The sequence below is a fragment of the Streptomyces sp. NBC_01214 genome, from assembly GCF_026340975.1.
In the GTDB taxonomy this organism is placed as follows: Bacteria; Actinomycetota; Actinomycetes; order Streptomycetales; family Streptomycetaceae; genus Streptomyces.
In genome coordinates this window covers 632,432-656,694 of sequence record NZ_JAPEOS010000002.1, presented here as the reverse complement: position 1 = coordinate 656,694, position 24,263 = coordinate 632,432, and the positions used below count along the sequence as shown (strand labels likewise).

Sequence of the window (24,263 nt, the reverse complement as noted above, 5' to 3'; positions counted from 1 at the left end):
GTGGGCAGGGTGGCGGTCACTGGCGGCCGTCCTCTCGGATCGCGGTGGAGGCGGAGACGACACCGGATGCGGCGGTGGCGGGGACGGGCGCGGGCGCGGCGGCAGGCGCGGTGGCGACGGCCGTGGCGGTCGCCGTGGCCGTGGCGGTGGCCGTCAGGTGGGCGCCGGTGTGGCTGGTCAGCTCCCACTCGTTGCGGCCGCGCTGCTCGCGCCAGACCGCACGGATCGCGGCGCCCGCGAGCATCACCTGGTAGAACGGGCCGCCGACGACGAGCTTGACGTAGTGCACGAGACGGACGCGCAGACCGTACTGGCGGCCGAAGTCGTGCAGGCCGACGATCTCGAACACGAAGGTCACCATCGCCGTGATCATGGGGAGGAAGGTGATGATCGCGATGCCGACGGGCACGTCGAGGAGGACCGCGACGGCGAAGTTGAGCGGAATGATCACTCCGGACGCGGCCTGCATGAAGGGCGTCATCAGCGTGTAGCGGGCCAGCCAGCGCTGTCCGCGCCCGGGCAGCTGCTGCCAGTCCTTCTTCCGGTACACCTGAAGGAACCCCTGGTTCCAGCGGGTGCGCTGCTTGAGCAGGCTCACCAGCGAGCCGGGCGTCTCCTCGCGGGTGACCATGTCGGAGTCGTAGGCAACGACGACCTTCTTGCCGACCGACGACAGCCGCACCCCGAGGTCGCAGTCCTCGGCGAGACAGTTCTGGTCCCAGCCGCCGGCCTCGCGCAACACCTCGGTGCGCACGAAGACGGTGTTGCCGCCCAGCGGAATGAAGCCCTTCTCGGCGTGCAGGTGCAGCCGGGAGCGGAACCAGAAGAAGTACTCCAGGCAGTTGCGCAGGCTGTACCAGCTGGAGTGGAAGTTGATCAGCTGGACCCCGCCCTGGACCACGTCGGCTCCGGTGGAGCGGAAGGCGTGGTCGACGTGGGCGAGCAGCTCGGGGTGGACCTGGTCCTCGGCGTCGAAGACTCCGACGATGTCACCGCGGCAGGACGGGAGGGCGGTGTTGAGGGCCTTCGGCTTGTTCTTCGTCTCGTGGTGGTCGACGACGACCCGGACGCGGGCCGGCGCGCGGGCGGCGGCCCGTTCGGCGACGGCGGCCGTCCCGGGGTCGTCGTGTCCGACGATCACGATGATCTCGTAGTCGGTGTGGCTCGACTCCAGCAGCCGGTCGATGGTGTGCTCCAGGACCGCCTGCTCGTGACGGGCGGGCAGTAGCAGCGAGAACGCGAGGCGGCCCTCCCCGTCGGGGCGGTCGAACCGCGTGGAGGCGAGCACCTCGGGGGTCCGCCACGCGTGCATCTGCCACCAGAGCGTGAACGCGGCCATCCAGAAGAGCGCCAGGGAAATGACAGCGATGAACACAGATGTGTACAAAAGGTCCCCCACAGACCCGCCGCCCCCCGGCGGCGATCAGCAAACCCCCCGGGGGCCCACGGCGGGCCCCCCGGCCCGCCGCCCCCGCTTCCCCCGTGCGCGCACCCCCCAGTGCGCCGTCTCGGTGACTCCCGAAGCTAAGAGATTAGGCAGTGAACATGACACTCAGCCGCATCGCCGATAAAGAGCACGTTTCTCAACTCACCTGTAAGCAACCGGAATTGACGCTACTCCGGTAGCTTCAGGGGCGAATCACGCCCAACTGCTCGGCCAACTCGACCGGATCCGTCGTAGGCCGCGCGCAGACGAAATGTCGACACACATACGCCGTCGGAAGGTCGCGCACGAGTGTGCGCTCGGCAAGAAGGGGGAACTCGCCGCCGTCGCCGTCCGCCGCACGCGGCAGACCGACCGCCACCACCGCCCCGGGAGCCGTCCCCAGCAACGCGGTCCGGTGCAGCAGCGCCAGCGCCGGATCCTCCGGATGGCCGACGACCGCCACCTCACGCGGCCCGTCGAGGAGCGCCTCGGCCACCGACAGCCCGTGCCCGATGAAGCGCGGCACCCGCGGCCCGAGCGCGTGCACCACCCCGAGCGCCCGCTCCGCCGCCGTGCGGTGCGCCTGCGATCCGGTGTGCGCCGCGTACGAGAGCAACGCGCCCGCGGCGGCCGTCCACCCCGACGGGGCGGCCGTGTCCGTCGGATCCTGCGGCCTGCAGATGAGCTTCTCCGCGTCGTGCGCCGTGTCGTACAGCGACCCGTCCTCCGCGGCGAACCGGTCCAGGACCAGGTCGACGAGGAACCCGGCGAACTCCAGCCAGACCCCCTCGCCGGTCACGGACGCCAGCGCGAGGAAGCCCTCCGCCACATCGCCGTAGTCCTCCAGCACCCCGTCGTTGCTGCCGACCCGCCCGTCCTTGCTGGTGCGCGAGAGCCGCGCCCGGCCGTCCATGTGCACGCGCACCAGCAGATCGGCCGCCTCGGTCGCCCGCTCCACCAGGTCGGGCCGCTCGAAGTACGCCCCGCACTCGGCGAGCGCGGCGATCGCCAGCCCGTTCCATGCGGCGACGATCTTGTCGTCCCGCCCGGGCGCGGGCCGCCGGCCCCGCGCGGCCAGCAGCCGCTCCTTGATCCCGGCGAGCCCGTCCGCCTCCACCGCGGGACCGTCCTGGGGCAGCTGCAGCACGGACGTCCCGTGCTCGAAGGTCCCCTCCTCGGTCACCCCGAAGTAGCCGGCGGCCAGATCCCCGTCGGCCTCCCCCAGCACGTCGCGCAACTGGGCGGGCGTCCAGGCGTAGTAGGCCCCCTCCACGTGCTCCCCGGTCAGCGGATCCTCGCTGTCGGCGTCGAGCGCGGAGGCGAAGCCGCCCTGGTCGGTGCGCAGCTCCCGGACCATGAAATCGGCGGTCTCCAGCGCGACCCGGCGCGCGAGATCGGACCCGGTGGCGCGCCACAGGTGTGCGTACACCCGGCAGAGCAGCGCGTTGTCGTAGAGCATCTTCTCGAAATGCGGAACCACCCACTCCCGATCCACGGAGTACCGCGCGAACCCGCCCCCGAGCTGGTCGTAGATCCCGCCGCGCGCCATCGCCTCGCACGTCTCCGCGGCCATCTGGAGCGCGCCCTCGGACCCGGTGCGCGCGTGGTGGCGCAGCAGGAACTCCAACACCATGGACGGCGGGAACTTCGGCGCCCCGCCGAATCCGCCGTGCGCGGCGTCGTACTCCCGCGCCAGCCCGAGCAAGGCCCGCGCGAGCTCTTCGGGCCCGGGCGTCCCGGCCTTCCCGTAGTCCAACTCCCGCCCAGCCAGGTCCCGTACGATCCGCTGCGCGACCTCGGCGACCTCCTCGGGCCGCCCCACCCAGGCGGTCCGCACCCCTTCGAGCACCTGCATGAAGGAGGGCATCCCCTGCCGGGGCTCGGGCGGGAAGTAGGTGCCGAAGTAGAAGGGCTCGGCGTCGGCGGTCATGAAGACGGTCATGGGCCATCCGCCCTGCCCGGTGGCGGCCTGCACGGCTTCCATGTAGACGGCGTCGACGTCGGGGCGCTCCTCGCGGTCCACCTTGATGTTGACGAAGTGTTCGTTCATATAGGTGGCGGTCAGTTCGTCCTCGAAGCTCTCGCTGGCGAGCACATGACACCAGTGGCAACTCGCATAGCCGACGCTGAGGTGCACGGGCACCCCGCGCTCACGTGCCTCGGCGAAGGCCTCGGGCGACCACGGCCACCAGTCGACGGGATTGTCGGCGTGCTGGAGGAGGTAGGGGGAGGTCTCGTTCGCGAGGCGGTTCGGCATGGGGCCATCCTGCCGCAAACGCCTCAGGACAGCTGGTGCGGCTCGTCGTAGCCGTTGGCGAGGAACAGGGCCTTCGCCACCAGGCTGAGGCTCCCCTGGGAGAGGTACTCGCAGGTGTAGCGGAGCGAGATGGGGTAATTCCCCCACAGGCTGAGGATGATCCTCAGCACCGCGATGTCCTCGTCCCACTCCTCACCGAACGCGCCCGCTTCGATCGCGTCCCCGACGCGCCGGAAGGGGAGGCCGGCCCACACGGTGCCGTCGTCCTCGACCCCGCCTTCGACGTAGGGCCGCAGCCGCGGGTCCTGCAGCCAGACGCCGTGCCGTTCCAGCAGCCAGACGGCTGCTTCCACGGACCACACTCCGTCCGTGCCCTGCTTCAGGGCCTTGAGGAAATCGGCGGAAGAAGTCTGGGAGAAATCGATCATTCGGCCATGTTATGCGGCCGGGGGCGGGGGAAATCTTCCCCCGCCCCCGGCCTGGCTGTCCGCGCGTCAGCGCCTTGTGCGGGCCCTCACGAGGAACTCCGCGATCTTTCCGGCCGTGCTCGTAGGCACCCTGCCCCCGAGCGTGGGGTTCGGGTTTCCTGCCATCGGTGTCCGGAAGGCCCCGTCCTTCCCCAGGCCCTGCGCCTGGACCTTCAGGTAGGGACCCCTGTGCACCGGGTCAGGGCTGTTCTTGTCCCCCACCTCGTACATGGCCATGACCGACTTGTCATCGGTCGAGAAGAATCGCACTCCCCAGCCACCGGTCGCCGAGGTGGGCTTCATCTGCGCGCTCGACAGTCCGGCCTTCTGCGCAAGGGCGGAGATATAGGAGAACCGCTGCCCGCGCATGTGCTCGGGATCCAGGAACAGGGCGAGCGCGGCGGCCGCCGTGAGGCTCGCTGTGGATGTCGCGTCGTCCTGCACCACCAGCGAATCGCCCACGACGCGCAGCTCGAAGTCCTCGACGGACGTGGCATCCGGTCGTTCCTTCGGACATTCCTCCGGTGCTCCTGCGCAGAACTCCTTCCAGAACAACTCACTCACGTTGGGCAGGCCCTTGGGCGTGCCGGCCCCAGCGCCGAAGAAGTTGCGCTTGGACCGGACCTTCTCGATCGCCGCCTTCCAGGCCTTCTTGCCCTTCTCGGAGAGCAACTCCGGCGGCTGCGGCCGGATGGTGAGCCTGGTGGTGGCACCGTGGGACGCCGAGTCGCCGTGGTAGTAGTACTCGATCTTCCCGTCTTCGCCGTAGCAGCCCTCGGTGGTGCAGCCGGGCCCGTGGTCCGGAGCCCAGGCACTGTTGTCGTTGTTGGCGCTGCAGCCGTCACAGAAGAGGCCCGACGGGTCGGAACCGGTGACCGGGTTGCCGTTGGAGTAGGTGTACCCGTTCATCTGGAGCGGGTCGGCCACGTCGATCACGGGGTCGACGGAGATGAAACGGCCGGTGGACGGTTCGTACTCGCGGGCGCCGATGTGGGTCAGGCCCGTGGTGTTGTCGTCGTTGCCGGTGCCGAGGAAAGTGCGGCTGCCGGGCCAGTTGTTGACCACCGGGCCGCGCTGGTTGCCGTACGGATCGGCCTTACGGCGGGTGACCGGCTGACCGGCCTTCGCCTCGACCGCGGTGGTGGCGGTGTTGTGGTGGTCGGCCAGCAGGACCGTCAGAATGTGGCCGGTGGCCTTGCCTCCGGTCTGGCGCGTGGTGGTGACACCGCCGGGGCCGCTGTAGTAACGGACGGCGTCGATGGCCTGGCCGGCCTTGTTGACGGTGATCTCGGCTTCGCCGAGGTAGAGGGTGCGCGAGCTGCCGGTTTCCTCGATGAGGCGGTTGCCGTCGGCGTCGTAGACGTAGGTGGTGGTGTTGTCGGCCGGCGTCCACTGCTGGTTGGGGCCGCCGGCGCAGGCGTATACCAGCAGGTCGGAGCCGTCCGTGTCGTTGCCGTTGGGGAGGTCCAAGCAGCCGCCCGCGGCGGCGTTGTAGAGGGTCTTGTCGGCGGCACGGTGGATGAACTTCTGCTGTGCGCTGCCGTCACAGGTGCCCAGGACGGCCTTGCCGTTCTGGGCAGTGAGGCACTTGTCCAGCGCACGGACGGTGTCGCCGGTCAGGCGCCATTGCTGCGCCTTGGTCTCGTTGCACGAGTACAACTGGACGGGCGTGCCGTCGGCGGTCTTGCCGCCTTCGACGTCGATGCACTTGCCCGCCATGCCGGTGACGGCCACGGCGCCGATGCCCGGGCTGCTCGCCGAGGTGAGCTTGTTGCGGCGGTCCCAGGTCAGGGTCTGGGTGTCGGCGTCGATCTTCCGGCTCGTGGTGTTGCCGGAAGAGTCGTACGCGTAGGTGGAGAGGGAGTTGACCGTGGACGTGGCCGTCCGGACGGTCTTCTCCGCCTTGGACAGGGCGTGGGGCTTGGTCTTGACCGGGGGCTGGCCGCCGGCCGAGATGTCGACGCCGTAGGTGTAGTTCGTCTCGTCGTCGAGAGCGCCGTTGGCCAGGTCGCGGTTGATCAGCTTGGTGCGGTTGCCGATCTTGTCGAACTGGTACTCCTGCCAGTAGCCGTCGCCGTCCGGGCCGGCGGTCACGTCGGCGATCGAAGGTCCGGTGCACGCGGCGGTCTTGCCCGTCCACGCCTTGCTGAGCTGACCCAACGCGTCGTACGCGTAGCACTGCCGGTCGACCTTGCCGCCGGTCTGTGTGTCCGTGACGGAGGTCGGGTTGCCGATCGCGTCGTAGGTGTAGGAGATGGCCGAGATGCGGTTCGGACTGGCCGTCTCGCGGTCGCTGATCGCCTGGGAGAGCAGACCGGTCGACGGGTCGTAGAGGTTCGTCGACCACACCCGGTTCGGGGCGTTGCCCGACGTGGTGCGCAGGACGTCGCCGAAGGGGCTGTAGACGGCCTCGGCGGTGTACCAGGACAGCCCCGACACGGTCTGTGCCATGCCGTCGGCGTTGTAGCGCGTGATCAGCTTCTCGGCCGCCAGGCCACCCGGGAGGGCGGGCAGGGAGGTCGACTGGATCTGCCCCGTGGGGGTGTAGGCCGTGCTGTAGGCGTAGGTGCCGGCGAGGCCCTTCGCGCCGGGCACGTCCGGGATCGTGATCTTCGTACCGGTCGCCCGGTACTCGGCGTCGTAGCCGGTCACCTCGGTCTTGAACGCGGCGGCGCCCTCGAACCGGGTGGCGGCGACGGGCTGGCCCTTCGCGCCGGTCAGCGTGTCGTAGGTCCAGGACGCCACCAGGGGGCCGTCCGCCGCGTTGTTCCGCAACTCGGTCCTGCGGCCGAGGACGTCGTACGTGGTGTACTGCGCCCGGTTCGCCGAGTCCTTGGTCCACACCGTGCGGCCGAGGACGTCGTACCCGAAGGAGGCCTTGCCCATGTCAGGGTCGTCGGACGAGACCATGCGGCCGCGGGCGTCGTAGGTGTACGCCCACTTGTTGCCGGCCGGGTCGGAGACCTGGGCGAGCTTGCCCTTCGCGTCGTACCCGTAGGAGGTGTCGTTCCAGGTGGTGAGGTCCGCCGCGGTGTACTGCTGCACCAACGTGGTGCGGCCCAGTGCGTCCCTCCACGTCTTGGAAGAGCGGCTGCCCGCCAGCGGAGCAGATCCGTCCGCGGACATTCCGGTCCGCGTCAGGGTCCAGTCGCCCTCATAGCGCATGACGGTCGAACTCTTCGCCACATCGGCGTGCAGTTCCGTGGTGCGGACGGGGCGGCCGGTGCCGTCGTAGGCCGTCTTCGTGGAGTTCGGAACGTGGAAGACGGTCTCCGGGACGAAGATGTCCTGGGCCGGGGCGCCCTCGGCGTAGTAGCCGTTGTTGGTCCGGGTGACCGTGCCGTTCGCGCTGTGAAAAGTGTCCGTGACCAGGCGGCCGCCGCCCAGGGCGTCGGTCTGGGTCTGGCGCGGGCGCAGCAGTCCGTCGGAGATCTCGACCGTGGTGGCGTAGGTGCCGTTGTCGCGCAGGGTGCGTGACACCACGGTCGGAGGCTCGTGCTCGGAGACCTGGTAGCTGAAGGTGAGCGCCGCCTTGTCGGTGGCGGGCTTCTGCGAGGCCGTCCAGACCGCGGTGCTGCGGCCCAGTTCGTCGTAGGCCAGGGTGGTCTTGCGGCTGTTGGCGTCGGCGACCTCCAGGGGGAGGCCGCGGGCGGGGTCGACCTTGGTGGTCTCCGTGTGCCCGGCCTCGTTGGTGACCTTGGTGCTGAACACCGGGCCGGTGGCCGGGGTGTAGGCCGTGGTCTTGGACTGCCCCAGCGCGTTGATGATCTTGCTGGGGCGGCCCAACGCGTCGTACTCGGTGCGTCGGTCGTTGATCCAGCCCGTGCCCGCCGCGTCGTTGGTGTCGACCTGGAAGGTGAGTCCCTTGACGGGGGCGGCACCGAAGGCGTTCAGGGCGTCGTAGGAGGTACGGGTGTCCGAGATCAGGGCGCCGGTCGCAGCCTGCGCGCAGTCACCGACGGTCGCCCGCATCCTCTGGGGCAGACCCACCAGGTTCTTCGCCGCGTTCTCGACGTAGGTGGTGGTGGCGCACGTCGTCGCCACAGCGGTCCAGCCCGTGCCGTTCGAGGTGAAGGCCTCGTTCTGCGTCGTGAGCGGAAGGCCGTTTGCGGGATCGAAGGTGCCCTTGGTCCGGATCAGGTTCGTCCGGCCGCCGCTGATCGACTGGTACGCGTCGGAGCGGATGGTGCCCGTACGGAAGGCCTCCAGTGGCGTGGTGCCGGCGCGGGGGCGTGTCGCGGTCTTCTGGTTCCACGGCCAGGTGACCACGCGCTCGACGACGCTGCCGCCGGCCTTGGAGTACGTCATGGTCTCGGCCGTCTGCCCCTGGTAGACGGGCAGGTCCTCGCCCAGCTCCTCCGCGCCGGTGGAGTCCTTGATCGTGATCTTCGGCCGCCCGGCGTCGCCGGACATGCCCCGGAAGTACCAGGTCCGGCTCTGGGACTGCTCGGTCGCGTCGGCCTTGCCCGCATTGGCGGTCACGCCGCGCTGCGTCACGACGGACGCGTAGCCGCGCCACTGGCTGTAGGTGCGCAGCTCGGGCTTGAGGAACTCGTCGTCGTCCTTGGCCCAGGCGGCGTCGCCCTCGTAGGTGTAGCTGGTGGTGACGTCGGGCTGGCGGGCGACGCGGTCCTTCTCGACGACCTTGTCGACGACGTACTTGTTGAACCACTCGATCGGCGGAGTCTCGAGCTCACCGTCCGGGGACCAGTGGACCGGGTAGCAGCGGCCCTTGTTCTCCTCTGGCTTCGGGTGAGTGGCGCCCACCGCGCACGGGGCGGAATAGTCGACGTAGGTCTCGCTGCCGGTCTCCGTGCGGATGGTCTCCACGCGGAGGCGGTCGAAGTCGGGGGTCGCGTCGGTGGCGCTCTTCGCGACGCGGTTGGGCATGTCCTGGACGTTGGCCAGGAAGGACACCGGCGGCAGCGGCATGCTGAGCTGGTTGCCGTTCGTGTCCTTCGCCGTCCCGTAACCGGTACGGGTGATCGACTCGAGCCACAGCGGCGGGTGGGTGTCGGTGCGCTGCTTCGGGAAGGACTGGGTGAGGGTCCACCGGTCCACGAGGGACAGGTCCGTGGAACCCTCGGTGCGCTGGCCGTGGGTGGTGACCGCGGTCAGGCGCTTGCGGGTCCAGAAGGTGGGCGAAGTGACGTAGCAGTCCGACGTGTCGGCCTTGCAGTGCAGGGTAGAGGGGGTGTCCCACCACGGCTGCTTGTCACCGAAGTTCTTCGACTCGAACTCGGCGTCCGTGCACTTGGCCGAGCCCTCCTTGATGCACCGTTCGTCGACGGTGAACCCGACCTTGCCCGCCGGGGCGCCGCCCAGGTTGCCGGCGCGCAGGCCGTAGAGGATCTGCGTGGGGTAGCCGCCCCGGTCGTAGGCGACCTTCTCCTTGAACTTCTCGTTCTTGGCGTAGCGGTTGGTCTCCTTGGCCCAGTCGACGACGACCGCGTTGCCGTGGACGTCCTCGACGTAGTCGAGGTTCCAGCGCCAGCCCTGGTTGCAGGAGGAGTTCGCGAAGGCCGTCTGGTAGCAGGGCTCGCCCGGGTGGTTGCCGAACACGGGCACCGAGAAGACGGAGTGCGTCACCGCGCGGGTGCCGGCGCCGTCGACGTCGTGGCGGCCGAAGAAGTAGCGCGTACCGTCGCGGGTGGTGACCACCCAGTACTCGCCGTCCTTGGCCCCGTTCGCGACGGACGTGTCGGTCTTCTGCTCGACCTTGGCACCATCGTCGTTCGCGGGGGTCCACTGACCGGTGGTGGCATCGCGGACGAGCTCGGTGGTGCTGCCGCCGAGGGACATCACGACGTTGTCGCCCGCCCAGCAGAGGTCGCTCTTCTTCTTGTCCGTGCTGTTGTCGTTGTTCGGCGCACTCGGCGTGGCCTTGCGGTCGTCGGAACAGGTGCGGTACCTGCGCTCGATGAATCCGGGCTCGTACGACCACCCGTCACCGATCCATGACGCCTGACCGTTCGCGACGGAGGTCTTGCCGTCCACCGTCTGCGAGGAGTAGCTGAAGGCGACCTTGGGGGCCGTGCCCGCCGGAGGGGCCGGAACCGTCAGCGGGTAGGACCAGGAGAACCCGCCGCCGCTGCCACCCGCCGTCCAGGAGCCGGACGGCTGCAGCGGGGTGGCCTTGTAGGTGCCGCCCGCGCCGGACGCGGAGTCCGTGGCCGCCAGCACCGTCGGGCCGGAACCACCGCTGAGCGCCATCGTGCGCAGGCCCTGGCCCGGCGCGGTGGCCGGGTCCACGGTTGCGCGGACCGTACCCGTCGCAGGGTCGTTGGTGCTCGGGACGTGCTTTGCGGTGCTGCACTCGGGAAGGGCCGGCGTGGTCAGGAAGCACTCGGGGAGCTGCTTGATCTCCAGCCGGGAAGCCCATTCGGTGCCGTAGAGGTCCTCGAACTGCTTGTAGTCCAGCTGCACGTCGACCGGGGTCGAGCCCTCGGCCGGAGGCGTGACCTTGATGATCGCGCCATCGAAGCCGGCCGCCTCGGTTTTGGTACGGGCCTCGACGGCCACCGACCAGGTGCCCGACGGAGCCGGCGGAGTCGGGTCGGACTCGGTGGGCGAGGCCTTGCCGATACTGACGGGCAGCGCGCCCGCCTGGACCAGCTGCGTCCCGCTGTCCGGAGTCAGCGGGACCGGCGCCGAGCCCCCAGCGGGAGGAGTGACCTTGGAAGGCTCGTACGCAGCCGGAGGCTGAACCGGTGTGCCCGCCCAGCCCACCAGCTTCGCGGCCTCGACCTTGTCCAGTTTGGCCTTCATGTCCTGCTGGAGGCCCGGAAGTTGAACGCCACTACGGTCACCCGGTGGCGCCGCCCAGGCTTGCAGGGGCAGGAGAGTTGCGACCAACACCACCGACAGGGTGATGCCGGTGCGCCCGGCGAGGCGCGCGCTCACGGCGCGCGTCCTCCTGTTTCCGGGCAGGCGGAAATTGCGCGCCGACAACGGCGACATGCGGAACCCCCCACGATCTGCCCCCGCCTACTGGCCAGGCGGAGACAGGAAACTGATAAATAGCCAGCTGATTGTGCGGCCAGGATGGCTGAAAATCTACAAACCAATAGCCGTTGTGGGCTTTGTCACTTACGGACCTCAGAGCTCGGTGCAATCGACGCAAAGCCTAATCAAATGGCCAGTCGGGTTACGGATGCAAGGGCTGATGATTCGCCCGGATGGTTCATGCTCTGCTCGCGCCTTCCGTGTGAAAGGCGGGCCGGGGGCGAGCCTCCCGGGTTCGGGGCCGATGGCCGAAAGACATTTGTGAGTGCCGAGGGCCGTGGAAGCACGAGCCCGAGGGGGGAGAAGTACGACCATGGCTGTCAGTGAGTCCGTGGACCCCAGTCCGCCAACACCCGCTACAGAAGCTCGAGCCGTCGCACCGGAACGTCCTTGGTTCAGGCGTCAGAAGGCCATAGGCGGCCTGGCCGCTCTGCTGGCGCTGGCTGTTGCGGTGCCGGTCGGCGTGCGACTGGGAGGGGACGGGAAGCCGCAGAAGAAGGCTTCGGAAGAGGCGAACGGCCGGGTGACCGCCACGCAGGCGCGGAAGCTGGCCGCCGAGACGGGCAAGGACGTCGAGGTAACGGCCGACCGGAGTGCGAACACGACGACATGGGCCCGGCCTGACGGTCTGTTCAAGAAGCAGATTTCCAGCTCCGCCGTCCGGGCCAAGGTCGGCGATCAGTGGAAGCCGGTCGACACCGACCTGGAGCAGACCTCGGGTGGTTTCGCGGCGAAGGCGGTGAACGGGGCTGTCGTCTTCAGTGCGGGAACGCCGGGTGCCGAGCGGTCTTCGCGTGGTGTGGTGCGGTCCGCTCTGGCGGTGGATGTGCCGGGTCAGGTGTGGACCGAGCTGGTGCGTCTGAATGTCGACGGGCATGACATGTCGGTGAGTTGGCCGGGTGTGCTGCCCGTGCCGGTGATCGACGGTCCGCGGGCGTTGTACGAGAATGTGCGGCCGGGCATAGATTTGCTGATGACTGCTCAAGACAGTGGCTATTCGCACCTGTTGGTGGTGAAGGACAAGCAGGCGGCCGCGGATCCGTTGCTGGCTGAGATCAATTACCGTCTCGCTTCACCCGATCTGCAGTTCCAGCTCGATGCCGAGTCCGGTGCGATGTCGGCCCGGGACGCGAAGGGCGAGGAGGTGGCCGGTTCTCCCTCGCCGCTGATGTGGGACTCGTCGGGCAAGGTCGCCACGACCGACGACGTGCCCGCCTGGAAGGCCCCCGCGGCCGCGAAGGAGCACCCCACGCTGGGCCTGACGGGCCTGGCCGGCGCGGAGCGCGCTCACCTGTCGGTCGCCGCGGCCTCCCTCAAGGACAGCACCCTGTCCCTGAAGGCGGATGCCGCATGGCTGAACGCCGCGGACACGGTGTATCCGGTGTTCGTCGACCCTTCCTTCAAGGGTCACAAGCATGCCTGGTCGCTGCTCTACAAGACGGCCGGTAATTCGAGTTTCTACAACGGCCAGAACTACAACGCGTCGGGCACGAACGAGGCCCGTGTCGGATACGAATCGGATTCCGGCGGTACTTCCCGTTCGGTGTTCAATTTCTATTTCGGGTCCGAGCTGTACGGTGCGGGTATCCAGTCGGCGAGTGTTCGCGCCTTGCAGACGTATTCGTGGTCGTGCAGTGAGAAGGCCATGGACATCTACTCCACCCCGTTCGTGTCCTCGTCCTCGACGTGGAACAACACCACGGGCTGGTGGGGAAACAAGGTCGGCACCGAGATGGCCGGCTACGGCTACAACTCCTCCTGCCCCGACAACTGGGTCGCCCCCGACATCAAGGGTCTGGTCACCCAGGCCGCCGGCGCCAACTGGGGTGCGCTGTCGCTGGGCTTCAAGGCGCCGAACGAGTCGGACTCCTACTACTGGAAGAAGCTCCTCGCCAACGGTGAGAGCGCCCCGTACATCGAGGTCGTCTACAACACCCGGCCCGACATCCCGGTCGCGTCGAACATGAACACCTCTCCGGGCGGCCCGTGCCTGACCAGCGGCACCGGAACCAGCATCGGCAAGACGGACGTGTCCTTCCAGGCCAAGGGCAGTGACCGGGACGGCAACCTCAAGCAGGTCCAGATCGAGGTCTGGGACGCCGAGTCCGGAACCAACATCGCCAACGAGTGGCTGTGGCCCAACAGCGACGGAGTGGTCACCAAATCCGTCCCGTGGGCCTCCTTCACCTCCGGCCGCAAGTACTTCTGGCTCTCACGGACCCAAGACTGGGACGGCTGGTGGTCCGCGGGCTCCGGCCCCGCCGACTCCGGCGGCGGCGGATGGTGCACCTTCACCGTCGACCACTCCGCGCCCGCCAACCCGGCGGTCAGCTCCGCACACTTCCCGCCGCCCGGCCCCGACGCCGCCGACTGGAGCATGAACCCGGCCTCCACCCCCGACCAGGTCATCGAGATCCGCGGCAACGGCACCGCGGCCGGCACCATCCGCGAGTACCAGTGGTCCCTGAACAAGCCGTCCTGGGAGAACAAGGCCGCCCCCACCAACGGTGACCTCGCCTCCATCAAGCTCCAGGTCGACACCGCCGGACCCAACGTCCTGTACGTCCGCACCGCCAACCACGCCGGGAACGTCTCCGTTCCCACCGAATACCTCTTCTACGTCAGCCCCCGCACCGGCACCGACAAGCCCGGCGACGTCACCGGCGACCAGTTCCCCGACCTCCTGGCCATCGACAAGGACGGCAACCTGCGCACCTACGCCGGTGACCGCCAGGGCGACACCGACGCGTTCATCCCCGGCGCCGTCCAGGACGGCAAGCCCGTCGCACCCGGCCACTTCAAGGACCCGGCCTCCACCGTCCCGGCCCTGATCGGGCATGCCACCGACTGGCACCCGGGCGACGGCATCACCGACATGATCGCCCGGATGCCTGACGGGAAGCTGTACATCTACCCCGGCACCGGCACCGGCCAGTTCGACGCCGGCCGCCGCATCGAGATGCAGCTGCCCGCGTCCGCACCCGACCCGGCGACGTTCCGGCAGATCGTCGTCTCCGAGGACGTCGACGGCGACGGCCTGCCCGACCTGTTCGCACTGGACGCGGACGGCTTCTGGGCGTTCTCCGGCTACACCGGATCCAGCTTCGCCTCCTACCGCAAGATGGCCACCGGCTGGGCCGCCCGCGACATCGTCGGCGTCCGCGACGTTTCCGGCGACAACATCCCCGACCTCCTCTTCCGCGACAACTCCAACGCCAACCGCACCATGGCCCTGCGCAAGGGCAAGGCCGGCACCAACGCAGGCGCGGACCTGACCTCCCTGCAATACGCGGCGAACGCGGAAGGCGGCGTCGACTACACCTACGCCACGACCGCCTGGAACCGTACCGACTGGCCCATGGTGCTCGGCACCGAGGACAACACCGGCGACGGCATCCCCGACATCTGGGGCGTGCGCAACGACGGAATGCAGTACTACTTCCAAGGCGGCACCACCACCTACGGCAACGCCACCGGACGCGACGAAGACGGCTGGAGCACCTTCCTCACCATCGGATAACCGACAGCATCACCACCCCATGCATGACACAGGCGCCCTCCCCGAACAACACCGGGGAGGGCGCCTGTGTCGTCACCGGGCGGTGGTACGAGCGCCACCGACGGAGGCCTCAGAGACCTTCCTGGTCCCGGTCGTGGTCCTCGTGGTCCGGATGCCCGTCGGCGTCCTGCTCCGGGCCGGAGGGGCGGCCGAGGACGCCGGAGACCGCCGGCGGGCTGGGCATGGACCTGCCGGCGATCACGCAGCACCTGATGCAGGCCGCACTGGAGGCCGAGATGGAGTCCGAGATGGAGCATCTGACCGCCGGGGCCGGGCGGGCGGCCGGCCGAGGTGCGCGCTCGGGCGTCAGCGGCGCAGCAGCGGGGTCAGGTCACGGACCCAGGCGTCACGGGTGGTGGACCAGGTCGCGGGGCAGTGGGCGCGGGCCGGGGTCGCGAGGTCCGGGTGGCGGGCCGGGTCGTGGCCGTAGGCCGCGCAACGGTGGGATTCCGCGCGGGCCGAATCCGGGGCGTGTTCGTCGTCGGGGGCCGGGGCGGGGTCGGCCGCGGCGGCGAGGTCGTAGGCGCGGGCGGCGGTCAGCAGGGCCCGGTCGCCCTCCGGGTCGCGCAGGAGCATCAGCTGGGCGAAGCGGTCGGCGGCGTCCTCCTCGGCGCGCCCCCCGTCGCGCACGGGGAGGTCGAGGGCGTCGATGAGGGCGTGGCCCGCCTCGTGGTGGAGGGTCTCCCGGACGACCTCGGAGAGGGGTTCGTCCGCCGGGCGGCGGTCGGCCTCCTCGAACCGTTTCCGGTCCTCCGTCAGGTCGTCGTAGCAGAGCTCGATCCGCTGGTTCACGGGGTCGTAGCCGCTGCCCTCGCCCGCGCAGGAACGGGCGACGACCGTGATCCGGTCGGGGACGTCGAGATAGGCGTTGAGGTCGTCGGTGACGCGTTCGAGGAGCTTCCACCGCTGGAGGAAGTCGGCGCTGTCGCGGTCGGCCGCGGCCGGTTCCTCGTGGCGGGGTGCGAATCCTTCTGCGGGTGGCGGGGGTTCGCAGCCGGACAGCGCCGGCAGCAGCACCGTCGCGCACAGGGTCGACAGCAGCGCCGTACGTAAGCGATGTAGCGTCATATTGCCCTCCGGATATGCCAGTTGACTGATTTCGACCCGACTGTAGGAGAGAGTGCACACTTCCCTCTGAAGTAGCTCAGATTCCCTCGCGCTCGGAGGAGTCCCGCAGGACACTTGGGGCTCGTTGCCGGAGCTCTCTGAGGGGGATGCCGATGCGGGACAGCCATCGCGGTGAGGCCGAGCGGCTGTTGGAGCGGGCCGTGGACGACGCGGCGCAGCGGGGACCGGGTACGGGCATCGACCGGGCGACGCTGCTGGCTCGCGGCCGGGAGGCGTTGGACGCGCTCGCCGCGAGTGCGGCGCCGGAGTACGAGGCGTACGTGCGGGCTCTGGACGAGTCGGCGGCCGGGGACCAGTCGCTCGGCGAGGCCTTCCGGCGGGGCGACCATTCCACGGCGTTGCTGGTGACGGCGGTCGCGGCGGCCACGGCCGTGGGCGCTGACCTGTCGCTGGGTGTCGCGGCCGGTACGGCGCTGACCGCGGGGGCCGTGGTGGGGATCTCGGGTGCGGTCGCGACGGCGGTGAAGGTGACGGCGCTGCACCTGCCGGCCGCGAACCGGCGGGCCGGGGAGCGGGGCCGGCCGGGCGGGCCGGAACAGTTGAGGCTCCAGTGGCTGTCGGCGCTGGAGGTGCGCGGGATACGGCCGTTCCTGGAGCAGCAGCGGGCGGTGGCCGCGGCGGCCCGGGCGGCCCGGCCCGCTGCGGCCCGGCCGGCCGCGCGGCCCGCTCCGCGGTTGCGGGGTACGGACCGCAGCGCGGAGGCGCGCCGGCGCAATGCGCTGGAGCACTCCTTCGGGCAGCTGCCGGCTCCGGCGGAGGTGTTCGTGGGGCGCCGGTCCGAGCTGACGCGGATCGCGCAGTGGGTGCAGGCGGCCCGGGCGAGTACGGAGACCCGGCCGGTGGTGGTGGTGCTGCACGGTGAGCCGGGGGTGGGCCGCACGACGCTGGCGCTGCGGGCGGCGCACGGTCTGCGGGACCAGTTCCGGGGCGCGTGCGTGGTGGACCTGCGGGGCGGTTCGGCCGGGGAGGCGTCCGGGGAGGCGCCGCTGGCCACCCGGGAGGCGCTGCTGCACCTGATGAACCGGCTGGGTGCGCCCCGCGAGCAGTTGCTGTTCCGTGAGGGCGCGTCGGCGGAGCAGCAGGTGCGGCGCCTGGGCGAGCTGTACCACCAGCACCTACAGGGGCTGCCGGTGACGGTGCTGCTGGACGACGCGGTGGACGCGGCGCAGGTGCGGATGCTGGTTCCGGAGCGTTCCGAGAGCCTGGTGCTGGTGACGGCACGGGAGCCGTTGGAGCTGCCGGCGGATCTGGCGGCGTGGGTGTACCAGCTGCCGGTGGAGCGGTTGGCGCCGCAGGAGGCGGCGGAGCTGCTCCGGGCGCCGCAGCCGGGTGTGGCGGGGCTCGCGGGTGTGGCCGAGGAGGACGTGGCCGCGGTGGTGGAGCGGAGCGGCGGGCTGCCGCTCGCCCTGCGGTTGCTGGCTCCGCTGGCGGGCGGGGGCCGGGCCCCGGCCGGCGGCGAGGCGGCGCATCCGGTGGAGGTGGCGCACGCGGTGGAGGCGGCGCTGCGTGCGGCGGACGCGGGGCTGGCCGAGCCGGCCCGGCAGCTGCTGCGGCGGTTGCCGCTGGCCGGGCGGGCGTCGCTGGGTGGTGCGGCGGCGGCCGCGCTGGCGGACGTACCGGAGGCGGCGGCGCTGCGCACGCTGGAGGAGCTGTGGGAGGCCGGGCTGATCGAGCGGGTGCGCGGCCAGCGGTTCCGGATGCACGACGCGGTGCGTGCGTACGCGGCGGCGCGGTCGGTGGCGGACGAGGACCGGGCGCAGGCCGCGGCGGCGCACGAGCGGCTGATCCGCGATTACGCGCGGCTCGCGGACTCGGTGATCCGGATGGTCGACGGGAAGATGTCGACGCGGGCGAACACGTTCCTCAAGGGGCCCGTCGGGGGGCACGGTTTCACCTCGCTGGATGCGGCGCTGCGCTGGCTGGACGACGAGTCGAGCTTCATCACGGCGGCGCTGCGGCATTCGGAGGGGGTCGATCAGCAGGCGGTGCTGGACCTGCTGGGCGCGCTGTGCGATTTCTGCCTGCTGCGCGGGGACCTGTACCGGCTCGGTGAGATCGATGAGCTGACGCAGGTGGTGGCGGCGGGGCAGAACGGGCTGAAGGGGCAGCAGGGGCGGCTGGTGCGGTCGGTGCAGTGGCGTACGGGCATCGCGGCGCGCCAGCTGGGCGAGCTGGACAAGGCCCGCACCACGCTGGCCTCGGTGGTGGACCAGTACATGGAGGCCGATCAGGAGGCGGCGGCCGCGATGGCCCTGGTCTCGCTCGGGATCACGCTGCACCACCAGGGCAATCTTCCGGAGGCGGCGATCCGCATCCGGGAGGCGCTGGTGCTACAGGAGCCGCCGGAGCTGGCGGGTGACCGGGCGTGGGGGCTGCACGCGCTGGCGGCGGTGGAACGGGACCGGGCGCGGTTGGCGGAGGCGGCGCGGCTGCTGGAGACCTCCCTGGCCCTGCACCGGGAGAGCGAGAGCGTGCACGGGGAGGCCTGGGCGCATTTCCAGCTGGGTCAGGTGCACCTGCGGTTCGGGGACGTGGAGCGGGCGGAGGTCGAGCTGCGGCTGGCTCTGGACCTGTACGGGCGCACCCGCGACGACCGTGGTGAGGCCTGGGCGCTGACGCAGCTGGGCCGGGCCCGGGTGGTGGACGGTGATCCTGGGCCGGCGGTCGACGGGCTGCGGGAGGCGCTGGCGCGGCACCGGGAGGCGGAGGACGTGCGCGGGGAGGCGTGGACGCAGTACTACCTCGGGCAGGCGCTGGAGGTGGGCGGCGAGCGCGACGAGGCGGTGCGGGAGCTGGAGCGGGCGCGGACGATGTTCTCGCGGATGCGGGACGTGTACGGGCTGGCGTACGCCCGCCACCATTCGGGCCGGGTGACGCGGGACCAGCGGGCGGCGCAGACGGGGAACCTGCGGAACTCCGGCTTCGCCCGTCAGCTGCTGGTGGACGCGCGGGCGGACTTCCGGCGGATCGGGCTGGCCCACGGCGAGGCGTGGACGTGTCTGGAGCTGGCGGTGATCGACGCGGGCAACGGCCGGCTGTCGCAGGCGCTGGGTCTGTGCGAGGAGGCGGTGCGGCTGTTCATCGCGTACGGGGACCGGCGCGGGGAGGACTGGGCGCGGTTCCTGCGGTGCACGATGCTGCCGTACGCGGTGCCGGCGGCGCCGGAGGAGGCGCGGGCGGAGCTGGCGCGCCTGGCGCAGGCGCCGCATCCGGCGCGGGACGGGCGGCTGGAGGACTGCCTGGAGACCTACGGGGTGGTCCTGGGCCGGGGGGTGGATCCGGCGGAGGGCTGGCAGGCGTGGCGGCTCGGCCTGGTCCCGAACCTGCACTCGCGTGAGGTCATGGGGGTCCCCCGGCCCTGACGCGGAAACCGCGGCACGCCCCGACCCCACCAGCACCCCGGGCCAGGTGGACCAGCGGCCCCCTGCCCGCCGCGAAAAGCCGGAGCCCACCGGACAAAGCCAAAGGCCACCGGGCCACCAGCCGCGAGGCCACGCCCCGGAAGGCCGGAGCCCACCGGCGAAGCCGAAGCCCGCTGGGCGAAGCCGAAGGCCGTCAGGCGGCTGGACCGTCAGGCCGCCAGGCCAGAGGGCAAGAGGCCGACAGGCCGGAAGGCCGACAGGGGGCCTGAGGTGGAGGGAAGCGGCGGGAAGCGCCCCGAGGCGGACTCGGTGGACGGCTCGCGGTGAAATCGCGCGCGTGCGAAGCCCCAGCCCCACCGGGTTCCCGGTCGGGGCGGGGGCGCGCACGCGAAAATCCTGCGGGCCCGAACCGGCCCCGGCCCCGCCGGAGGCAGCCGGCACGCATACGCGAAGGTCCTACCGGACCGTCCCTACGTGGTGCCCGGTGCCGTCCCCGCCAGAAGCGGCCGGCGCGCCGGCACGCACGCGAAGACCCTGCCGGACCCGCCCTACGGGACCCGATGCCGGCCCCGCCGGAGGCAGCCGGCACGCACGCGAAGACCCCGCCGGACCAGCCCTACAGGGCCCGATGGCGTCCCCGCCGGAGGCGGCCGGCGGGGACGCGGAGGTCCTGCCGGGCCGGCCCTACGGGGCCCGGGTGCCGTCCGCGCCGGAGGCGGCCGGCTCCGGGGCCTCCTCGAAGTCCACCCGGCCCATGTGCCGGTTCATGGACTTCATCAGGGCCCACACGCCGACGGCGAGGGCCGCGAACACGAGGAAGCCGAGGAGGCCGGGCGTCACCTTGTTCTTGTCGAAGGTGTCACCCGCCAGCGGAAGGAGCTGGGTCAGTGCTGCCTGCGTAGCGCTCATAGCTACGCATTCTCCCGGATGCCCGCGAAGAGGTCGGACTCGGGGAGGGAAGTGTCGACGAGCGACTTCGCGAGCTCGTACTCCTCCGTGGGCCAGACCTCCTTCTGGATGTCCATCGGGACGCGGAACCAGCCGCCGTCCGGGTCGATCTGGGTGGCGTGCGCGATGAGCGCCTTGTCACGGATCTCGAAGAAGTCGGCGCAGGGCACGTGGGTGGTCAGGGTCCGCTCCTTGCGCTCGAACTCCTTCCACCGCTCCAGCCACTCCCCGTAGGGGGACTCCAGGCCGCGCGCGAGCAGCGCCTCGTGGAGGGCGATGGTGCGCGGCTTGTTGAAGCCCTGGTTGTAGTAGAGCTTCTGCGGCTGGTAGGCCGGGCCGTACTCGCCCTCCGGGTACTTCTCGGTGTCGGCCGCGCTCTCGAAGGCCAGCATGGAGATCGTGTGGGTCATGATGTGGTCGGGGTGCGGGTAGCCCCCGTTCTCGTCGTAGGTGGTGATGACCTGCGGCTTGAAGGCGCGGATCTTCTTCACTAGCTCGCCGGCGGCCTCGTGGACGTCCGCCAGCGCGAAGCAGCCCTCGGGCAGCGGGGGCAGCGGGTCGCCCTCGGGGAGGCCGGAGTCCACGTAGCCGAGCCATTCCTGCTCGATGCCGAGGATGTCGCGCGCCTCGTCCATCTCCTTGGCGCGGACCTCGTGGATGTTCTCCTCGATGTACTTGTCGCCCTGGAGCTTGGGGTTCAGGATCGAGCCGCGCTCGCCACCGGTGCAGGTGACGACCAGCACGGGAATCCCCTCGGACACGTACTTGGCCATGGTGGCCGCGCCCTTGCTCGACTCGTCGTCGGGGTGGGCGTGGACGGCCATCAGTCGAAGCTGCTCGGTCAAAACAGGATCCTCTGCGATTCGGCGCGACACTCAGCTCCTATAGTGACCGAACCGGGGGGCGGAAAATTCCAGGGGTGACCCAGCCGTCCCCGGCGAGAGGAACGATCATGAGCGCGGTGCGCGAGGGACTGCCCGAGGGCCGGTACGGCCGGTCGGCGGACGAGCGTGCGGACCGGAAGCTCAAGATCATCGGATCGCTGCTGGGTGCGGTGCTGCTGGGCGTGATCGGCTGGATCGGCTGGGGCTACATCACGGGACAGAGCGTGAGCGCCGAAGTGATCAAGTTCCAGGTGATTTCGGACACCGAGGTGAAGGTGCACCTGGAGGTCCGCAAGGAGGCCTCGGTCACCGGGGTCTGCTCCCTGAGCTCCCAGGACGAGGAACACGCCGAGGTGGGACGCGCGGACTTCACCTTCGCGCAGGACCGGTCGCGGGTGGACGAGATCGTCACCCTGAAGACCACGAGCCGGGCGACGATGATCGAGCTGATCGGCTGCCAGCCGGCGCCTTCCGCCCGCTGAGGTCCTAAGAGATCCGAAGGGGTCCGAAGAGGATTGAAGTCGCGTCCCACGAGGCAATGAGCCTCTGGGGTCCTCCCCCTTTTCTTCCCGAATTGTTAGGCTCGTGGTTTCGTCCGCCGCTGGCGGCCAGTAGTCCCCTGTACCGACGAGGAGCACCCGTGACCCAGACGAGCGAGAGCGTCACCTGGCTGACCCAGGCGGCGTACGACCAGCTGAAGGCGGAGCTGGACTACCTCTCTGGTCCCGCCCGCACGGAGATCGCCACGAAGATCGCAGCCGCCCGCGAGGAGGGCGACCTGCGCGAGAACGGTGGTTACCACGCGGCGAAGGAGGAGCAGGGCAAGCAGGAGCTCCGGGTCCGCCAGCTCACGCAGCTCCTGGAGAACGCCAAGGTCGGCACCGCGCCCGCGTCCGACGGCGTGGTGGCCCCCGGCACGCTCGTCAAGATCGCCTTCGACGGCGACGAGGACGACACCATGGAGTTCCTGCTCGCCTCGCGCGAGTACGCGTCCTCGGACTTCGAGACGTACTCCCCCCAGTCCCCGCTGGGCAGCGGCGTGCTGGGCAAGGCGATCGGCGAGGACGCCGAATACGAGCTGCCGAACGGCAAGAAGGCCTCGGTCAAGATCCTGGACGTCAAGCCCTTCACGGGCTGATCACCCTCGGTCACCGCTTTCTTCGTAACCTGACCGACAATGCGCGATGCCCGACCGGATCCTTCCGGTCGGGCATCGCGCATTCCTGCTGGTACCGGCGTCCGACGTCCGGCGTCCCGCGTCCCTACGGGCCCTACGCGGTCGCCGAGCGGTACTTGCGCACCGATAGGGACCGGAAGACCACGACGATCAGCACCGACCAGAGGATGGACGCCGTGATCGGGTGCTGCATGGGCCAGGCGTCCGGGACCGGATAGCCCTCCGGAAGGTTCCCGAAGAGCTCGCGGGCCGCCTGCACGGTGGCGCTGAACGGGTTCCACTCCGCGATGGTGCGCAGGAAGGGCGGCATGTTCTCGGCGGGGACGAAGGCGTTCGAGATGAACGTCAGCGGGAAGAGCCAGATCAGCCCGCCCGAGGTGGCCGCCTCGGGGGTGCGCACCGACAGCCCAATCAGGGCGCCGATCCAGGAGAAGGCGTAGCCGAGCAGGAGCAGCAGGCCGAAGCCGGCGAGGACCTCGCCGAAGCTGGTGTGGGTGCGCCAGCCGACGAGGAGGGCCACGATCGCCAGGATGATCAGGGTGAACGTGGTCTGGACGAGGTCGGCGAGGGTGCGGCCGGTGAGGACCGCGCCGCGCGCCATGGGCAGGGAGCGGAAGCGGTCGATCAGGCCCTTGTGCATGTCGTCCGCGATGCCCGCGCCCGCGCCGGCGGTGGCGAAGGTGACGGTCTGGGCGAAGATGCCGGCCATCAGGAACTCGCGGTAGGCGGCGGGTGAGGTGTTGCCGCCGACGCTGATCGAGCCGCCGAAGACGTAGCTGAACAGGACGACGAACATGACCGGCTGGATCACGCCGAAGATGATCATCTCGGGGATCCGTGACATCCGGATCAGGTTGCGCTTGGCGATCACGAGGGAGTCGTTCACGCTCTGGACGACGCCGCCGCGCGGACGGGGCGCCGCGAGTTCGCGGTGCGGAGAGGCGCCCGGGGTCGGGGAGGTGAGGGTCACTTCGCCACCTCCTTGCGGGCCGCCCTGCGGCCCTTGGTCCCGGGACCGGCCGCCCCGTCGCCGTTCTCCTCGCCGTTCTCGTCGGCGTCCCGTTCGGCGGCGTGCCCGGTCAGGGAGATGAACACGTCGTCGAGGGTCGGGCGGCGCAGGCCTATGTCGTCGATCTCGATGCCCCGGCCGTCGAGTTCGCGGATGACCTCGGCGAGCAGCTTGGCGCCGCCGGACACGGGCACGGTCAGTTTGCGGGTGTGCTCCTCGACCGTGGTCTCGCCCTTGCCGAAGCCGGCGAGCACCTCGCGCGCGGTGGCGATGTGCTGCCGCTCGTGGACGACGACCTCCACGCGCTCGCCGCCGGTACGGGCCTTGAGCTGGTCGGAGGTGCCGCGGGCGATGACCTTGCCGTGGTCGACCACGCAGATGTCGTGCGCGAGGTGGTCGGCCTCCTCCAGGTACTGGGTGGTGAGGAGCAGGGTGGTGCCGCCGGCGACCAGTTCCTGGATGATGCCCCACAACTGCTGGCGGTTGCGGGGGTCGAGCCCGGTGGTCGGCTCGTCCATGAACATCACGGGCGGGCTGACGACGAGGGCGGCCGCGAGGTCCAGGCGCCTGCGCATGCCGCCGGAGTACGTCTTGGCCGTGCGGTCCGCGGCGTCGGAGAGGTTGAAGCGTTCGAGGAGTTCGGTGGCCCGGGCTTTGGCCGCCCTGGCCTTCATCTGGTAGAGCTGGCCGACCATCTGGAGGTTCTCGCGGCCGGTCAGGTACTCGTCGACGGCCGCGAACTGGCCGGAGAGGCCGATGGCGCGGCGGACTTCGTTGGGGTGCCTGAGCACGTCTATGCCGGCGACGACGGCCTTGCCGCTGTCGGGCCGCAGGAGGGTGGTCAGCACGCGTACGGTCGTGGTCTTGCCCGCACCGTTCGGGCCGAGCAGACCCAGGACGGTGCCTTCGGGGACGTCGAGGTCCACGCCGTCGAGAGCCCGTACATCGCCGAAGGTCTTGACCAGACCTTCGGCGTAGATAGCGCCTGGCATATGGATTCTCCCAGTGAATCGGGCCAGTAGAATCAGGATATTCAGGGCA

Annotated in this window: 14 protein-coding genes; 4 read left to right on the top strand and 10 right to left on the bottom strand. The window is 70.3% G+C overall.

All coding sequences use genetic code 11. The annotated features are described in order from the left end of the window. Window positions 1-16: 16 nt before the first annotated feature. The 4 genes from OG594_RS27890 to OG594_RS27875 all read right to left on the bottom strand — a co-directional run bounded on the left by OG594_RS27890 (window position 17) and on the right by OG594_RS27875 (window position 11,053). Complete coding sequence (locus OG594_RS27890; RefSeq protein WP_266604317.1) at window positions 17-1,387, bottom strand: glycosyltransferase; 1,371 nt, start codon at window positions 1,385-1,387, stop codon at window positions 17-19. A 241-nt stretch (window positions 1,388-1,628) separates the two neighbouring features. Next, a complete protein-coding gene (locus tag OG594_RS27885; protein WP_266604315.1) occupies window positions 1,629-3,683 on the bottom strand; it encodes a thioredoxin domain-containing protein in 2,055 nt (684 codons plus the stop codon). Window positions 3,684-3,706: 23 nt separating this feature from the next. Beyond that, window positions 3,707-4,111, bottom strand: a complete 405-nt coding sequence (locus OG594_RS27880; RefSeq protein ID WP_266604312.1) for a hypothetical protein — start codon at window positions 4,109-4,111, stop codon at window positions 3,707-3,709. Between the two features lie 66 nt (window positions 4,112-4,177). After that, window positions 4,178-11,053 carry a ricin-type beta-trefoil lectin domain protein gene (locus OG594_RS27875; protein ID WP_266604310.1) on the bottom strand — a complete coding sequence of 2,292 codons (6,876 nt, stop codon included), beginning with the start codon at window positions 11,051-11,053 and terminating at the stop codon, window positions 4,178-4,180. Between the two features lie 565 nt (window positions 11,054-11,618). Between OG594_RS27875 and OG594_RS27870 the strand changes: the two genes are divergently transcribed. Further along, the gene (locus tag OG594_RS27870) at window positions 11,619-14,675 is read left to right on the top strand and encodes an FG-GAP-like repeat-containing protein (RefSeq protein WP_266604308.1); all 3,057 of its coding nucleotides are present in this window, start codon (window positions 11,619-11,621) and stop codon (window positions 14,673-14,675) included. 109 nt (window positions 14,676-14,784) lie between these two features. Here OG594_RS27870 and OG594_RS27865 read toward each other — a convergent pair whose 3' ends face one another. Together OG594_RS27865 and OG594_RS27860 are read right to left on the bottom strand one after the other, a co-directional pair. Then, window positions 14,785-14,916 (bottom strand): hypothetical protein, encoded by a 132-nt coding sequence (locus OG594_RS27865; RefSeq protein WP_266604306.1) that lies wholly within the window; start codon window positions 14,914-14,916, stop codon window positions 14,785-14,787. A 104-nt stretch (window positions 14,917-15,020) separates the two neighbouring features. Further along, window positions 15,021-15,782 carry a DUF4344 domain-containing metallopeptidase gene (locus OG594_RS27860; protein WP_266604304.1) on the bottom strand — a complete coding sequence of 254 codons (762 nt, stop codon included), beginning with the start codon at window positions 15,780-15,782 and terminating at the stop codon, window positions 15,021-15,023. Between the two features lie 152 nt (window positions 15,783-15,934). Between OG594_RS27860 and OG594_RS27855 the strand changes: the two genes are divergently transcribed. Continuing rightward, window positions 15,935-19,204 carry a tetratricopeptide repeat protein gene (locus OG594_RS27855; protein ID WP_266604302.1) on the top strand — a complete coding sequence of 1,090 codons (3,270 nt, stop codon included), beginning with the start codon at window positions 15,935-15,937 and terminating at the stop codon, window positions 19,202-19,204. Between the two features lie 684 nt (window positions 19,205-19,888). Here the strand turns inward: OG594_RS27855 and OG594_RS27850 are convergent. Further along, the gene (locus OG594_RS27850) at window positions 19,889-20,113 is read right to left on the bottom strand and encodes a hypothetical protein (protein WP_266604300.1); all 225 of its coding nucleotides are present in this window, start codon (window positions 20,111-20,113) and stop codon (window positions 19,889-19,891) included. Window positions 20,114-20,115: 2 nt separating this feature from the next. Continuing rightward, on the bottom strand, window positions 20,116-20,997 hold the full coding sequence (mca, locus tag OG594_RS27845; RefSeq protein ID WP_266604298.1) for a mycothiol conjugate amidase Mca: 882 nt from the start codon (window positions 20,995-20,997) through the stop codon (window positions 20,116-20,118). A gap of 107 nt (window positions 20,998-21,104) precedes the next feature. On the opposite strand from mca, the gene OG594_RS27840 reads away from it, so the two are divergent. Then, on the top strand, window positions 21,105-21,518 hold the full coding sequence (locus tag OG594_RS27840) for a DUF4307 domain-containing protein (protein ID WP_266604296.1): 414 nt from the start codon (window positions 21,105-21,107) through the stop codon (window positions 21,516-21,518). 158 nt (window positions 21,519-21,676) lie between these two features. Further along, window positions 21,677-22,174 carry a transcription elongation factor GreA gene (greA, locus tag OG594_RS27835; protein ID WP_030009952.1) on the top strand — a complete coding sequence of 166 codons (498 nt, stop codon included), beginning with the start codon at window positions 21,677-21,679 and terminating at the stop codon, window positions 22,172-22,174. A 133-nt stretch (window positions 22,175-22,307) separates the two neighbouring features. On the opposite strand, the gene OG594_RS27830 is transcribed toward greA, so the two are convergent. Both OG594_RS27830 and OG594_RS27825 read right to left on the bottom strand, forming a co-directional pair. Continuing rightward, window positions 22,308-23,183 (bottom strand): ABC transporter permease, encoded by an 876-nt coding sequence (locus tag OG594_RS27830; RefSeq protein WP_266604293.1) that lies wholly within the window; start codon window positions 23,181-23,183, stop codon window positions 22,308-22,310. After that, window positions 23,180-24,214: an ATP-binding cassette domain-containing protein gene (locus OG594_RS27825; protein ID WP_266604291.1), complete on the bottom strand. Its 1,035-nt coding sequence runs from the start codon at window positions 24,212-24,214 to the stop codon at window positions 23,180-23,182. Before OG594_RS27825 ends, OG594_RS27830 begins: the two co-directional genes overlap by 4 nt. Window positions 24,215-24,263 lie beyond the last annotated feature (49 nt).

What these genes read in the sequence shown, in the direction of transcription:
- OG594_RS27885 (WP_266604315.1), bottom strand. Translation starts at nt 3,683, where the DNA reads ATGCCGAACCGCCTCGCGAACGAGACCTCCCCCTACCTCCTCCAGCAC.
- OG594_RS27880 (WP_266604312.1), bottom strand. Translation starts at nt 4,111, where the DNA reads ATGATCGATTTCTCCCAGACTTCTTCCGCCGATTTCCTCAAGGCCCTG.
- OG594_RS27860 (WP_266604304.1), bottom strand. Translation starts at nt 15,782, where the DNA reads ATGACGCTACATCGCTTACGTACGGCGCTGCTGTCGACCCTGTGCGCG.
- OG594_RS27855 (WP_266604302.1), top strand. Translation starts at nt 15,935, where the DNA reads ATGCGGGACAGCCATCGCGGTGAGGCCGAGCGGCTGTTGGAGCGGGCC.
- OG594_RS27850 (WP_266604300.1), bottom strand. Translation starts at nt 20,113, where the DNA reads ATGAGCGCTACGCAGGCAGCACTGACCCAGCTCCTTCCGCTGGCGGGT.
- OG594_RS27840 (WP_266604296.1), top strand. Translation starts at nt 21,105, where the DNA reads ATGAGCGCGGTGCGCGAGGGACTGCCCGAGGGCCGGTACGGCCGGTCG.
- OG594_RS27825 (WP_266604291.1), bottom strand. Translation starts at nt 24,214, where the DNA reads ATGCCAGGCGCTATCTACGCCGAAGGTCTGGTCAAGACCTTCGGCGAT.